Annotated in this window: 10 protein-coding genes; 5 read left to right on the plus strand and 5 right to left on the minus strand. The window is 43.0% G+C overall.

The features are described 5' to 3' along the window. Positions 1-171 precede the first annotated feature (171 nt). From porZ to POW22_RS03225, 4 genes are all read left to right on the plus strand, one after another. A complete protein-coding gene (porZ, locus tag POW22_RS03210; RefSeq protein ID WP_272831144.1) occupies positions 172-2,445 on the plus strand; it encodes a type IX secretion system anionic LPS delivery protein PorZ in 2,274 nt (757 codons plus the stop codon). Further along, positions 2,445-3,161, plus strand: a complete 717-nt coding sequence (gene recO / locus POW22_RS03215) for a DNA repair protein RecO (RefSeq protein WP_272831145.1) — start codon at positions 2,445-2,447, stop codon at positions 3,159-3,161. The genes porZ and recO overlap by 1 nt, the downstream gene beginning before the upstream one ends. A gap of 4 nt (positions 3,162-3,165) precedes the next feature. Next, positions 3,166-5,571, plus strand: coding sequence for a TonB-dependent receptor (locus tag POW22_RS03220; protein WP_272831146.1), 2,406 nt, complete (start codon positions 3,166-3,168; stop codon positions 5,569-5,571). A gap of 282 nt (positions 5,572-5,853) precedes the next feature. Next, on the plus strand, positions 5,854-6,459 hold the full coding sequence (locus POW22_RS03225) for a hypothetical protein (RefSeq protein WP_272831147.1): 606 nt from the start codon (positions 5,854-5,856) through the stop codon (positions 6,457-6,459). Between the two features lie 14 nt (positions 6,460-6,473). Here POW22_RS03225 and POW22_RS03230 read toward each other — a convergent pair whose 3' ends face one another. After that, positions 6,474-7,322 carry an SIR2 family protein gene (locus tag POW22_RS03230; protein WP_272831149.1) on the minus strand — a complete coding sequence of 283 codons (849 nt, stop codon included), beginning with the start codon at positions 7,320-7,322 and terminating at the stop codon, positions 6,474-6,476. A gap of 412 nt (positions 7,323-7,734) precedes the next feature. On the opposite strand from POW22_RS03230, the gene POW22_RS03235 reads away from it, so the two are divergent. Continuing rightward, on the plus strand, positions 7,735-9,234 hold the full coding sequence (locus tag POW22_RS03235) for a carboxypeptidase-like regulatory domain-containing protein (protein WP_272831150.1): 1,500 nt from the start codon (positions 7,735-7,737) through the stop codon (positions 9,232-9,234). 444 nt (positions 9,235-9,678) lie between these two features. On the opposite strand, the gene POW22_RS03240 is transcribed toward POW22_RS03235, so the two are convergent. From POW22_RS03240 to POW22_RS03255, 4 genes are all read right to left on the minus strand, one after another. Next, a complete protein-coding gene (locus POW22_RS03240; protein ID WP_272831151.1) occupies positions 9,679-10,170 on the minus strand; it encodes a ferritin-like domain-containing protein in 492 nt (163 codons plus the stop codon). 249 nt (positions 10,171-10,419) lie between these two features. Continuing rightward, complete coding sequence (locus POW22_RS03245; protein WP_272831152.1) at positions 10,420-10,938, minus strand: hypothetical protein; 519 nt, start codon at positions 10,936-10,938, stop codon at positions 10,420-10,422. A gap of 137 nt (positions 10,939-11,075) precedes the next feature. After that, positions 11,076-11,870, minus strand: coding sequence for a hypothetical protein (locus tag POW22_RS03250; RefSeq protein WP_272831153.1), 795 nt, complete (start codon positions 11,868-11,870; stop codon positions 11,076-11,078). 11 nt (positions 11,871-11,881) lie between these two features. Next, positions 11,882-14,848 carry a type I restriction endonuclease subunit R gene (locus POW22_RS03255; protein ID WP_272831155.1) on the minus strand — a complete coding sequence of 989 codons (2,967 nt, stop codon included), beginning with the start codon at positions 14,846-14,848 and terminating at the stop codon, positions 11,882-11,884. Positions 14,849-14,851: the final 3 nt, after the last annotated feature.

A 14,851-nucleotide genomic window follows, 5' to 3' on the forward strand; every position in this document is an offset into this window, starting at 1 on the left:
AGTTTTGAGTTATGTTGAAGGATTTTTCGAGTTGCATAGCAGCGCTACGGAAGGAGAAAAAGGCGAAGACAGAACTTAAAAGAATATTTTTTTAGCAAATAGATATAAGCTCAAGACAGTTCTAGCAATAAAAGCTATTTTAGCGTGTTATTTAGAAGAAAAGCTTACGGCATGCGCGCTGCATTATATTTAGTTTTCCTGCTGATGGGTCTCACGGCAACTGCTCAAAATTTTGAAGACAGTTGGACGGGTTTCTTTTCCTATAATACCACTGTGGACATTTCAGAAGGTCCCGATGAGCTCATTGTCGCAGCAGAGAATGCCTATTTTGAACTCGATCTTACCACACGAGACCTCACCACAACCTCTTCTGTTCAAGGGCTTTCTGGGGAAGAGATCTCTACCATTTATTACAGCCAAGCCAATAATTTAACCATTGTCGGTTATGCCAACGGCCTTTTAGAGGTGGTTTTGGAAGACGGCGAGGTAGTGACCGTTGTAGATATTTTGGATGAATTGGCCGTGCCGCCAGACGAGAAGCGGATCAACCATTTCTACGAATTCGAGGATATTTTATACATCAGCACGGATTACGGAATTTCTGAATACGATCTAAGCGCTCTTGAATTTGGAGACACCTTTTTTATAGGAGCCGGCGGGACGCGTCTGCGCATTGTGCAAACCACCGTTGTAGATGGATTCATCTATGCTGTGGCGCCATTAGAAGGTTTAAAGCGAGCCGATCAGTCCAGCCCAGACCTCATAGACTTCAATCTTTGGGATACCGTAATAACCGCTCAACGCGGAGTAGTGAATTTTGACGGTACCTTGTATTTGTCTCGATTTGCGGGACAGATCTCTAGACAGAATGAAGGTGGAGGCTTTACATTGCTGGAAACCTTGGATGAGGGAATCATTGACTTTAGAGCTACGGATCAATACTTGATCGCTACTACGCTCACGCAAGTACATGTTTACAATACCGATTTTGAAAAAGTAGCCTTTATAACGGGTTTGCCTGGCTTTGAATACCGACTCAATGCAGGTTCTGCCAAGAATGGCAATATTTATATGGGAACCCGCGAATTTGGAATTCTCGAAGTGCCTTTTGGTACCAATACACCCACTCAAGTGCTGCCGGATGGACCTTTACAAAACCGCGTATTTGCTATTGATGCTGCACCCAATCAGCTTTACGCTGCCTTTGGTGATGTGACGGTGTCTTTCAACCCCTTCCCGCTCAGCCGTTTTGGGATGAGTCGTTTGTTCAACGATTCTTGGCGCAATTATAGCTATGACGATATCTTCCAAGCCAATGATATTGTGAATGTGACCATCAACCCTGCAGATACCTCGCAGGTTTACTTCAGCTCCTTCAATTCAGGCCTTTTGGAATTACGAGAAGGTACGCCTACCATTATCTATGACGATAGCAATAGTCCCTTGGAAACCATATCCACAGAGATCACAGACATTCGTATCTACGGAGCCGATTTTGACCGAGAAGGTAATTTGTGGTTTGTACAATCCTTGGTAGATGACGGATTAAAACGAATTACTCCCGGCGGAGCCATATCTTCTGTAGATGTGACCTCTGTCATTCCCAGCAGCGACCCGGATCTGGCCTTGACCGAACTCAAAGTGAGTCGTGAAGGCTTTGTTTATTTTGGGAGTGCGCAGAACGGGGTGATTGCTTATAATCCGCTCTCTGGAGAGTTCAGAAAGATCGCAGAAGGTATTGGAAGCGGAAACCTGCCCTTTAATGATGTTCGCGCTTTAGCCTTTGACAACAACAACCGACTTTGGATAGGAACTACGCAAGGTTTGCGGGTGTTCTTTAACGTGGGTGGAATTTTTGAGGAAGGCAGTAATATTGACTCCAACCAGATCATCATTTTAGAGAATGGCGTGCCTCAGGAATTGCTTTTTGAACAGCCTATAACCGATATTGAAGTAGACGGCTCCAACAACAAATGGGTAGCCACGGCAACTTCCGGGGTCTTTTATTTCTCTGCCAACGGGCAAGAGACTTTACTCAGATTCACCAAAGACAATTCGCCCTTGCCTTCAAACAACATTCAAGACATTGCTATTGACGGACTCAGCGGACGTGTCTACTTTGCTACCACCAACGGCTTAGTCGCCTTTAATGGCCGCGCTACAGATCCTAGAGATGATCTTCAAGGGCTTTATGCCTTTCCAAACCCGGTACGCCCAGAATACAGCGGTCCTGTGACTATTGATGGTCTTACAGAGGGTGCCAACGTCAAGATCACAGACTTGGAAGGGAACTTGGTTTTTGAGCAGACCTCAGAGGGAGGCAGTGTGCAATGGGATACCACTGCTTTTGGTAAGTATCGCGTGCGCTCTGGAGTGTATTTTATTATGGCGACTACAGAGGACGCTTTGGAGACCAAGGTCTCTAAAATCATGATTGTTCGCTGATGCATGTCACTACGCCTGCACTGGTTATTTCTTCTTTAAAATACGGCGAGGCCGACCTGATCGTAAAGTGCTATACGCGGCAAGCGGGCTTGAAATCTTATTTGCTTCGCGGCGTGCTCAAAAGCAAAAAAGGTAAGCTTAAAAAGGCGCTCTTTTTACCCTTGAGCCTTTTGGAGATCGAGGCCAATCACAAAGACAATCGCAATTTAGAATACATCAAAGAGGCGCGACTCTTAGTACCTTATCAAGAGCTGCACACCGATATCATCAAACAGACCTTAGTGATGTTCCTAGCAGAGATGCTGCAGCATTCCATTCAAGAAGAAGAACCCAACAAACCGCTCTTTGACTATTTAGCCGAGTCTTTTGTATGGCTAGATGAAGCCAAGAGCTACGCCAGTTTTCACATTGTTTTTTTGTTGCAATTGAGCCGATATTTGGGCTTTTATCCAGACGATCAGGCCATGGAACTGCCTTGTTTCCATTTACTTGAAGGTAGATTCACCGAGCCGGTCATTGACCCCATGTGCAATTGCGATGAGGTGGTGAGTCATTTTAAGCAGTTTTTCGGTATAGATTTTGATGCTTCTACAAGCGTCAAAGTGCCAAAATCAGGCCGATTGGAGGTGTTAAATTTGCTATTGAGGTATTATCAGCTACATTTGCAAAATTATAAAGCACCCCAGTCTTTGACGGTGTTGAATCAACTGTTTTAGTTTCATGCGAAATACCCTGTTTGCGCTCTTATTTTTGGGGGGATTAACGCTGTGCAACGCCCAGACAATTCAGGTGGTTAGTGATGCTGACCAACAACCTATTTCTGGGGTGGCCATCTATACCTTCAGCAAAGATTTTGCGACCATTACAGATTTGGACGGAAAGGCCAATCTGGATGCGTTTCCGCAAAACGAGCCCATTATTTTTCAGCATATTTCGCACAGTACGCGTCAACTCAGAAAATCGCGTATCATTCAAGAGAACAATCGCGTAGTACTTACCCAAGATTCCGATCAATTGGATGAGGTAGTACTCTCCGTGACCAAGTTTGTTCAAGACAAAAAAGACATTGCCCAAAAGGTATTGACCGTGTCTCAAAGGGATGTGAGTATGTTCAATCCGCAGACCTCTGCAGACCTTTTAGAAACCAGCGGCCAGGTCTATGTCCAAAAGAGTCAATTGGGTGGTGGAAGCCCAATGATCCGTGGATTTTCAACCAATCGAGTTTTAATTGCTGTGGATGGAATCCGCTTTAACAACGCCATATTCCGTTCTGGAAACGTACAGAACGTCATCTCCATTGATCCCTTTACCGTAGAGCGCACGGAGGTTATCCTCGGCCCCGGTTCTGTGGTTTACGGCTCCGATGCTGTGGGTGGGGTAATGAACTTTTTTACCCAAAGACCTGGATTTTCTTTTGTAGATGGTATGTCGCTCTCTGGGAATGCCTTTACACGTTATTCTACGGCCAATAATGAAAAGACGGGTCATGTCGATTTCAATATCGGCATGAAAGAATGGGCCTTTCTAAGCTCGGTTACTTTCAGTGATTTTGACGATTTGAGAATGGGCTCTCGCGGTCCGGATGATTATTTACGCCCAGATTTTGTGGAGCGTATTGGTGGAGCCGATGTGATCTCAACCAATGATGATCCTGAGGTGCAAGTAGGAACAGGCTACAGCCAATTCAACCTGATGCAAAAGGTGCGTTACAACCCGAGTGCGCGTTGGGATTTTGATCTAGGCCTATTCTACACTTCAACAGGAGATGTACCGCGCTACGACAGACTCATCCGAAGAAGAGAAGGACAATTGCGCTCTGCCGAATGGTTCTACGGACCACAGGAGTGGTTAGCCACCAAGCTGCAGGTGCAGCACAAGGCAGAAAACGGCATTTTTGATGAGGCTAAATGGATCGGAAGCTTTCAGCAGTTTAAGGAAAGCCGCCACGATCGTGACTTTGGTTCAGACATTCTCTTTGAAAACTTTGAGCGCGTTGCAGCCATTAATACCAACTTGAACTTTAACAAGCAGATCGGTACGGCCAGTCTGTTTTACGGAGCAGAATACGTCTACAATAAGGTCTTCTCTCGCGGGCAACAAGTCAACATTCTAGACGGCAGTAGTGCGGCAACTGCAGCACGATATCCGGATGGATCCACTTGGCAATCTATTGCAGCCTATACCAGTTTGCAGTGGAAGCTAAGTTCGCAACTGAATTTTCAAGGCGGACTGCGCTATAGCCATGTGCTCTTGAATGCGGATTTTGACAATACCTTCTTTGACTTGCCTTTTGACCAAGCGGAGATCAATACAGGGGCCTTTACGGGCTCGGCTGGATTGGCTTGGAATCCTAACCCTACCATCGGTTGGAAGTTGAACTTCTCTACTGCCTTTAGAGCGCCAAACATTGATGATGTAGGGAAGGTCTTTGATTCAGAACCCGGTTCTGTAGTAGTGCCTAATCCAGACTTGGAACCTGAATATGCTTATAGCGGAGAATTGGGTGTCACACTGAATTTTGAAAATGTAGTTCAAATTGACGCCACTACTTTTTATACGCATCTAGACGATGCCTTGGTACGCCGAGACTTTAGTTTAGACGGCCAGACGGTCATTGATTATCAAGGCGAGCCGAGTAACGTACAAGCCATCCAAAATGCCGGAGAAGCCCGCGTTTACGGTTTTGAAGCCGGTTTAAACATCAACTTTACAGATTACCTCCGCCTGAGATCTCAATACAGCATTACCGATGGCTATACGGAGGAAGATGACGGTTCAGAAGCGCCAATACGCCACGCTGCGCCTCCTTTTGGAAACACCCGCTTGACCTACCGCGGAAAGAAATTAACCTTAGACGCTTTTGTGGAATACAACGGCCAGTTTGACTTTACGGATCTCGCTCCGAGTCAACAAAACAATGCTTTCCTCTACGCTTTGGATGAAAACGGCAACCCCTTTGCTCCAGATTGGGTAACCCTAAATTTTGGGGCACAATATCAACTCAGTGAAGCCCTACTCTTTACGGCAAATCTGGAGAACATCACCGATCAGAGATACCGTCCGTATTCTTCTGGAATTGCTGCTCCAGGGAGGAATTTGATTATGGCTGTTAAGTATTCTTTTTAGATACTTTTTTCATCGATAAAAAAGTATCCAAAAAATCTAGCGACACAAACTCGCATTTGCAAAACTACGCCAACCGCCTCCACAGATACATTGGAGGCTCCTGGGCTTAACAGCCCAGATCGGCACAATGCATCTTCTTGCCACCTGCTGCTGGCTTGTTTTGCTAAAAGCTCGCTTGAGAGTCGCGTGATCAGGTAATTAATATATTATCGATGCGGTGGGAGGTGTTTAATGCTGTCTAATTATTAGTTATCTTCAATTCGTTAATTAATACATCCCCGTTTGCAATTCTTTTACAAAGGCCCTAAGAAGCATTACAACTCCATTGATTTCTTTAGTGGCTGTGCCATTTTTGTGGGCTTTGCGGCGTTTATTTTCTTTCTGACCCTTTTAGATGATATTGAAGATTTGGGCGATCACGCCTTTGAGATCATCATGTTCGTTATTGTTGCTGGAGTGACTGTGGCTGGAGTGTTTCAGAAAAAAGCCAAACTGCACAACACCAGATTGGTGATAAAAAATGATGTCCTCCGCGTGAAAAAGGAGCTCACCATTCCTATGGAAAAGATCAGGCTGGACCTTTATAAAAAAGATGGAACCTTTGTTCGATATCACCTGTATGATACGCAAGCTAAGGTGGCTATCTATTCTATTTATGAAGATGATCTTTCTAGATTCATCCAAGAAAATTACGCGGATATTACCTCAGAATATACCGTAGACAAAACAATGGGAGGCGAATCTGTCTCAACCCTTGTAGCTGGCACACGCACCTTGTCTTATAGTCTTTCCACGGGTAAATACACCATTTCCGAGAATGAAGAAACCGTATTGGATCAGCTTCCGGAATTCTACAGCTATGACGGTAAGTACAAGGGTAAGGCTTAAAACTTAATCAGTGTTTAACCGTAGATATCACTAAAGTCAGCGACTTCTACCACCGTAACCCCTAAGTTGTCCATAAGATTATTGACGGCGGGTTCGGGCTTGTCTTTGTTGACGTACCAAACGTTCATAGGTTTGCCGAGTTTATTGAAATAACGGCGGCGTTCAATCAGCAGCCAACGCAAAAAGACCTCGTCAGATCCGTAACCCAAACCAAAGATGATCACGGGTTTGTTGAACCATATGTCCAACCAGGTCATATGGCCTTGCCATTCGCCTTTTCTGTGGGTATTGTCCAAACGTCCGGCTCCTGTGGTGATGAGTTCACGAGCGCGCTCAGCGGCTCCCATATAATCAGTGAGGCCCAATCGGATCGAATCAAAATAACGCACGTCTCCATGCACCTTCCAAATGCCAAAACCGCCGCAGGGTTTTGTCAATTCCTCAAGGCTGTAATAAGACTTCCAAGGGTAAAAACGAGTAAATCCTTTAGACTCGATATGATGGATCTTTGCGCCAATAGAGGTTTCAAAACCCGCATCAAAATTGGTGGTGAGCACAGGAGCGTCGTGTTCTTGGGCGAGCTCCATCAAGCGTTTATGAACACTCAAATCGGCTCCTGGCTTTAATTGAAGACTTTTCACCACGCGTTTTTTGACATTGGTGCGTGGCTTCGCATAGAGTTGGATCAGATCATAAACCTCGGTATTGGAAAGTTCATCTACCGGAAAGGCAATGCGCTTGTCTCCGGCATCAATCAGTAACTGCTTCCAAGAGGGCATAATGCCTGCAGCCAGGTTTGGACCGTTTCCTATTAAAAAAGCGGCTTCAGGGTTTTTTACTAAAATTTTTTTTATGGCTTTCATAGACTATCCGTTTGTCTTTTTAACTGAGCTCTGACTTAATATCACGGACTAGTCCGTGCACCTTTTCTGTTACTTTTTTCATTGCCAAAAAAGTAACCAAAAAGTCTAGCCGTACTTAAAATGTCATTTATCACATTTCCTCTTACGAAGTAAATGTGATAAACCCCTCGGTTTTTCTGAGTCGCAGGCCGCTCCGCGTCCTTCTTGCGACATCGAATCGAACAAACCTCGGTTGCCATGGGTAGCACGGCGTTTATGGAATCAGAAAGTAAAATAAAAATAAAAGAAAGCAACAGCGTATAACTACTTGAATTGAAGTAACAAAAAAACCGCTTTATCGTCTCAATAAAACATCCGAGGCAACTATTGAGGCAAAATTTACGTCTTATATCCGGATGCAAACAAAACCATCATGAAACAAATCTTTTCCATTTTACTTACCGCAGGAGCCCTATTGGCCTCCGCCATTGCAAACGCTCAAGGGTATCAAGCCACAGTTGTGGATGCTAAAACAGGGGAGCCTGTTCCTTTTGCAACCGTTCAGACGGGAGAACACAGCGGAACCATTACCAATGATGAGGGCGTCTTTGCGCTTTCTGAGTCTCAAGTAGCCAAGTTACAGGACAGTATTTACATCTCCTCCATGGGCTATGAGAAGATGGGATTGTGGATTGATGCCAATGCGCCGGCGCAGATTCAGCTGCCGCAAAAGACCAATGAATTGAGACAGGTTTTGATCACTGCTGAGGATTTAGATGCTGATGAGATCTTGGAGCGCATCAAAGCCAATATGGCCGACAACTACAAAGCGCCTCTAAGCCGCTATAAGTTCTTTTTTAGACAGAGTGACTACACCAATATGGAGCAATTGCAGTTTACGGTTAAAAAGAGCAGTATTCCCGAGTTGAACCAAGAACTGATGAATCAGATCACGCGTGCGGCCGCTCAAAACGAGTGGTACTACCGCGAGACCTTGGGAGATTTTTACGGTAATTACAACGGCTTTAAAGTCTCGGTTGACAAAGCTGCAGAGCTTTATGATAAGAACAAAGATGTGTCCTTAGACGGCCTTTCTGACAAGCTGGAGCGTATCTTCCAAGAAAACGTAAAGCGCGATTCTTACCTAAAGATCAAATCAGGGATCTTTGGTACTAAGGTGCAATTGGATTCCGCCAAGAATGCAGAGAGCGCTGAGCCAGATCCTATTGTGACTGTGGAGACTGAGAACACCCAAAGACCCGATCACACCGCTCAGGTCACGGCGCGTTTGGATGAGCTTTACACCCAATTGTTTTTCAATGAAGACACGGAGTTGGACTTTTTAGAGAAGTCTAACCGTTATAAATGGGCGCTTGACGGCTATACGTTTATCAATGGAGAGCCGGTATGGATCCTGCACTTTACGCCTAAGGGGAAAAAGGATTTTGAGGGCACACTATATGTAAATACAGATGATTATGCGATTATGCGTTTGGACTTTACCAACGTGCGCCCAACCAATAGTTTTGGGCTGTTAGGGATCAAATGGCGCCGTAATGTACTGCGTGGTAAGATGCTCTTTACTGCGGATGAAAACGGTCACTACCGCCCACAATACCTGGAGCTGGAAGACGGTGAATACACCTCTGTGGACCGCCCGCTTAAGGTGATAGAAAAGAACAAGAATGTTAAAGGCCGCCGCAAGCAAAATGAGCTTTCTATGGATATGCTCGTAGCCGTAAATAGCTTGACTAAGTATGAGTTTGTGGTTTTTGATGCCGAGTCTATAGATGAAGGGGTTTACGCTAGCGCTAGGCCGAGTTCTGGGATTCAACCCACTTATTTAAGTGCTTATGATCCCGAGTTTTGGAGTGGTTATAATATACTTGAGCCGAATCAAGCTATTCAGAGTTTTAAAGTTCTTGAAGAATAGTCTTTAACCTTCACAATTGGTCATTTAACCTTATTCTTTCTTCTTTTATGATACTTTTTCCATCGATGATTACTTAAGGAATAATGTCCAGTGGACATTAAGACTGAAGTACCTCCAAAAAATCTAGCGACACACTTTCGACTCTAAAATCTACGCTACCCTCAGCCACAGCTGTTCAGAGTTCGCTCTCGGCTATGCCGTTCGCTATTCCGAACAGCTTTCTGCCTATCTGCTGCTAGCTTGATTTTTACGAGCCGAAAGTGAGAGTCGCGTTATCAGGCAAATATTTTGTTATCGATACGGTGGGACGGTTTGAATAAATCTTCTGCCCATCTGCTGCTAGCTAGATTTTTACGAGTCGATAATGAGAGTCGCAGCTTAAAGACATAAAAAAACCGAAGCTGTTGGGCTTCGGTTTTCTGTTGGAATATATAGGCTAGTGGCCTAGAATGAATTGACGACTTCTTCTACGGCTTCCAAGTTTTTTACGTCTTGCAAACTGTTTTTAATTCCGTCCATTTGTTTGTTGAGCATGCTGCTTACTTCTGGACTAAAATTGGTTTCTTCTAAGGTGTTGGAATAAGTGTCCAAGCTGGCCTTTTCTCCGCGGATGCATTCGTTCAAGATAGATTCGTCCGTGGTTCCGCTAATAAAAGCGCGGGTGTCCATCCAGCTGCGGTGTAGGGCTGCTTTGGTTGATCCGCTAGAGACGGGGGTCTCATTCATGCTTCTAATTTCTCTGTCCAACTCATTGGCGAACTGTGAGCGTTGCGCTGCACGTCGCTTTAAGAATTCGGTGAGATAATCATCTTTGGCCAATTCCATAGCTTTTTTGTATCCAGCCTCGGCATCATAGGTACGTTCCAAGAGGTCGTTTAGACTGTTTACTTGATTGTCGTGAATGTTTTCTTTTGCTTTTTCTAAAGTCGTCTTCATTTTCTTTCTTCTTTTTTAGATTAATAATCAATTCATCTATAGTATAACAGCCAGAAGCCCTCATGTCAAGTATTTAGAGGGGTTTAGCAAAGGTTTAACGGAATGGGGTGGGTATGTTAAGGGGTTTTAAGAAATTTTTGGAGAAAGAGCTTTCCGCTGACGCGGGTACCAAACTTAAACGTCCACCGGACGTTTAGTTTTTTCAAAAACATCGTTTGGTAAGGTGATGAATTTATGGTGTCATACTTTTTAGAACACTTGAATGTCATATCTAAAATTGACTTTTATACTAAATCGCTCAGTTATCACCCTAAATGAATCAAGATTTTCACCCTCAACACAAAGAATTTCTTGTGGTTCAATAATAATGCTCATTGGGGAATTAAACTTATAACCAAGAATATCATTAATGAAATTTTTAGTAGAGTACTCAAATCTCATGGGTCTTTTTAGTTTAAGGGCATCTTGCACTTCCACTAAAAAGTTAGTTCCATTTAGCTCTTTAAAAAAATCTGTTTCTCGCGAATCTACCATTAATTCGTCGGAATTAGCGAATTGTATAAAACTGTCAAAACTGGGCGTCAGTTGATTGAATGAATAAAATTCTGAAAACGATTTTTTTATAAAATATCCTCCAAATCTACAGTTGGTATTTTCTTCACAGTAGTGGGACAATAATCTGTACGTCTCAATAATTACACGATAACCATGATCTTCTCGTGTATAGTTAAATCCTCTTCTCCAGTATATTAAATCTCGTTTTGACATAAGTAAATTCTATTACTAAATTGTTGAACCGTCGCGCTGCGCTCAAACAACCACTGGATGTTCGGGTTCTTTGAAATGTCGCTCTCAAGGAACCTAATGCTGCTATTCGGGCGTTTAAAGTTGAGGAAGAGTAGGGTTCATGTTTGAGCAAACTTCCTAAGCCACTTTTCCACACCATCGTCGTTCTTGTTATACCATTGTGTTGAAACAGCATAACAATATCCATCGCGTTCAAATTCATACTTCCAAGTCCATCGTGCTATATTGTTATGATCTTTGATGGCTTTTTGTTTTATTTCTGATTGACTGTTTAATGGAAGCCGAACAAAAATGGGATAGTTGTTATTAAAAATCTGTTTGCTGTATTCAGGCTTGCAAAGCCTGTCTAATTCTTCTAGAGGAATATGTTGGGCCTTTTCTGTAAGTCTTATTTGAATCTCAGTGTTGTTGTATTTTCCTCCTTGGCGAGGTCCTTTAGAGGGGTTTAAAGGCTGAGATATAGGCCTTTTCTTTTTAACTGGCTTTGCTTTGTCAGCTTTTATTTTGCTATCATACTCCCTATGACAGTCTTTACAAAGGACCAAAATCACCTCTTCAATCGGGCTATGAGCTTTAATGAATTGCTCTTCAAATTCCCGCAAGTTTACGGAGTAAGCATCTCCAGTCTTGTATTGATCTAAGATTTGATCAATAATCACATTTCTTTCTTTGCCATGTACGTGAGCTGCATCTAGGTTTTTCTTCTGGACTATTCCACAATGCTCGCACTTGCCTATTTTGCTTTTATGATTTTTAGCGAGGTATTGTACTGTGTTGCGAAGTCTGGGGCCGATGAATTTTTTGAATTCCTTTTTAGTGCCTGAAAAGCTGGGAAAGTCCGTATCTACCTTCACAGACTTGGGTGTATTGTTAAAAGGATTAAATAGCTTCATATAAATCTACACTAGTAATACTCCTTTATATAAGCATAAGCCCTATCAAACAGCATTTGATCTTTAATTTTGTATTTGGCCCAAATTATTTTTCTAAGTGAGCTTTGAACCTCTCTTTCTCCTTGATTAGAATGCTGCCAGCCTGGGAAACGCACACTTCGAACAATTGCGTCAATGTCTGTCACTATTCGTTCAACAACCGCTGGAGTTTGATCTGTCTTTAATTCTAAAAACAACTCTGTTAAAGCGGATTTTGGCGATTTTTCTTGTATTAATGCTTCGAGTTCTTTTTCTGCCTGGACAGTTTCTTTAGCAAGCTTGCAGAGTTCTTTTACAAATTCTATTGAGGTAATTAAACCTTGTTCTGCGCGATTTCGCAGTTCCTCAAGTCGCTCACTAAGCTTAACAAACTTTGGGTCGCCAGCATGTTTTTTAAAGCGTTTAATGAGAATTTTTTCGAGTTTCTTGGCATGCTTGGGGTCTGGATTGTTGAAGATTTCTTCAATTACATCGGCATCTAGGCGAAACTCAGATAAGTCATGAACCTCACCCACATGCGTGTTTTCATGCATGATTTTTAAGGTCATTGGACCGTGGGAATACCAAAGTAATTTCCCAACACTGTCAGAAGCTGGTCTAACTGATTCATAGACTTGAGAAAGCCATTTGTAGTCATCACTATAAATATCCAGAATACGGTCTGGTGATAGGGACTCCCATAACTTGGACAAGTATTTGTAGTCTTTAGCAAAAGCATCTTTTTTATCGTCAGTGTTGATTGCATTTTGTGCAGCTTCCAAGCCTTCAAAACCGTCTAGAGTCCTATCTACACCTTCAAAATGAGCCAGCGTATCTGCAACTGCTTTGGGTAATTTAGATCGTAATTCAGACAGGTTGGTAATTACCGTTTTTACACTTTCTTCATCGAATTGAAGTGCTTTAGCCGCATCATCAAAAACACCAAAATAATCAACTATACGGCCAATGGACTTGCCTTTGTATAATCTATTGGTTCTACAAATAGCTTGGAGTAAGGTGTGGTCTTTAATAGATTTGTCCAGATACATGGTTTGCAGAATAGGAGCGTCAAACCCAGTAAGTAGTTTGGCCGTTACAATGATGAATTTAAGATCGGATTGCGGATCATTAAACTCATCTACTATTTTTTCTTGCCTTGATTTATCAATGCCCCACTTCTGTTTGAATTCTAAAGGGTCGTTGGCAGAAGTAGAGATAACTACCGTACTGGCCTCTGTTGGAAAATGCTTGTCTAGTTCTTCCTTGTATTGGACACAGGCGTAACGGTCTGGAGTTACTATCATGGCTTTAAAACCATGTGGCTCCACTTTTTCGCGGAAGTGTTGTGCAATATCTTTGGCAATTTTCTCAACACGTTCAGGAGATTTTAAGAAAGCAGCCATCTTTGCCGATTTCTTATTTAAGGCATCAGCTTCTTCATCAGAAAGTGCAGCACTTTCTTTAAATTCTTCCATCGCCTTATCTATGCTCTCTTTATCTACGTGAACGTCAATTAATCGAGGCTCAAAGTGTAAAGGCAACGTTGCTTCGTCTCTAATGGAATCTTGGAAGGTGTAGCGTGACATATAGCCACCGGTATCTTCTTCGGCACCAAAGGCCCAAAAAGTATTTTTATCGGCTTTGTTAACTGGAGTACCTGTTAGACCAAAAAGAAAGGCATTAGGGAGAGAAGCTCGCATTTGCCTGCCCAGATCGCCTTCTTGGGTTCTATGCGCCTCATCAACCAGTACGATTATGTTGTCTCTGGTATTCATGTTTGGTTTGGCATCACGGAACTTGTGAATCATAGAGACAATAATCTTCCTAGTATCTCGTTCTAGCAGCTGTTGCAGCTCTTTAATATTATCTGTGGTCTGCACATTGGCGATGTCTGCAGCATTGAATGTACCGCTTATTTGAGTATCTAAGTCTGTTCTGTCAACTAGTATGATTACTGTTGGACTTTTCAGCTCAGGTATACGACGTAGCTTTTGAGCTGCAAAAACCATTAAGAACGACTTACCCGAGCCTTGAAAGTGCCAAATAAGCCCTTTTTTGATCTGTCCTTCTTTAACACGCTCTACGATTTTGTTAGCTCCTTCGTATTGCTGAAAGCGCGGAATGATTTTTATTCTGCGTTTTTTCTTGTCTGTTGAGAAAAGTGAAAAGTTTCTCAAAATATCAAGCAATCTTTCTGGGCTTAGTAGATCTGAAAGCTCTTTGCCTACCTCACCAAGCCCAAGCTTTTTAGCTATGGCATCTTCGTCATTTTCTAACCTCCAAGGCGCCCAAAAATCTAATGGGCAACGTACGGCCCCGTAAAAAAGCTCCTTTCCCTCAGTGGCAAAGGATAGAATGTTAGGCACAAACAATTGTGGCACCGCATTTTCATATATCTCATGAATCTCATGCGCGCCGTCTAACCAACTAATGGATGATCTAATGGGTGTTTTAGCCTCGCCAACAACCACTGGAATTCCATTGATAAGCAAAACAACATCTGGAATCTTGGTTTCTCTGTGGCGAATTCTAAACTGGTTGGTAACTATATAGTTGTTGTTCTTAAGATTTTCAAAGTCAACTAATCGAACAGGGACGTGCCTGTTGTTCTCACCAAAAGGCATGGTTTTTTCTCCAGACAACCATGTAAAAAACTCTTCGTTGGCCTTTACCAGCCCCACTTGGTTCACCGCAATAAGCACCGCTCTTAGTTTGTAGATAACCTCGTCGGCCAAATCTGGGTGGGAGGTAATTTGCGGGTTTAAACGAATTAGCGCTTCTTTAAGCTCATTTTCTACTAAGACCTCATTAACCGAACGCCCCAGTTGTTCTGGCGTTTTGTAAACCCAATATGCATTGCCGCCCAATGGAGCTTCATTTACCTCTTGGGCATTCAAGTTTACACCACTTAGTTGGTGGATGATGTAGTGTTCTACGCTATTGAGTTCGTTGAAAGACATGCG

This window comes from Gilvibacter sediminis, assembly GCF_028561565.1.
GTDB lineage: Bacteria > Bacteroidota > Bacteroidia > Flavobacteriales > Flavobacteriaceae > Gilvibacter > Gilvibacter sediminis.

Excerpts from the sequence above, each read along its gene's own strand:
- POW22_RS03230 (WP_272831149.1), bottom strand. The coding sequence starts at position 7,322 with ATGAAAGCCATAAAAAAAATTTTAGTAAAAAACCCTGAAGCCGCTTTT.
- POW22_RS03220 (WP_272831146.1), top strand. The coding sequence starts at position 3,166 with ATGCGAAATACCCTGTTTGCGCTCTTATTTTTGGGGGGATTAACGCTG.
- POW22_RS03245 (WP_272831152.1), bottom strand. The coding sequence starts at position 10,938 with ATGTCAAAACGAGATTTAATATACTGGAGAAGAGGATTTAACTATACA.
- recO (WP_272831145.1), top strand. The coding sequence starts at position 2,445 with ATGCATGTCACTACGCCTGCACTGGTTATTTCTTCTTTAAAATACGGC.
- POW22_RS03240 (WP_272831151.1), bottom strand. The coding sequence starts at position 10,170 with ATGAAGACGACTTTAGAAAAAGCAAAAGAAAACATTCACGACAATCAA.
- porZ (WP_272831144.1), top strand. The coding sequence starts at position 172 with ATGCGCGCTGCATTATATTTAGTTTTCCTGCTGATGGGTCTCACGGCA.
- POW22_RS03255 (WP_272831155.1), bottom strand. The coding sequence starts at position 14,848 with ATGTCTTTCAACGAACTCAATAGCGTAGAACACTACATCATCCACCAA.
- POW22_RS03250 (WP_272831153.1), bottom strand. The coding sequence starts at position 11,870 with ATGAAGCTATTTAATCCTTTTAACAATACACCCAAGTCTGTGAAGGTA.
- POW22_RS03235 (WP_272831150.1), top strand. The coding sequence starts at position 7,735 with ATGAAACAAATCTTTTCCATTTTACTTACCGCAGGAGCCCTATTGGCC.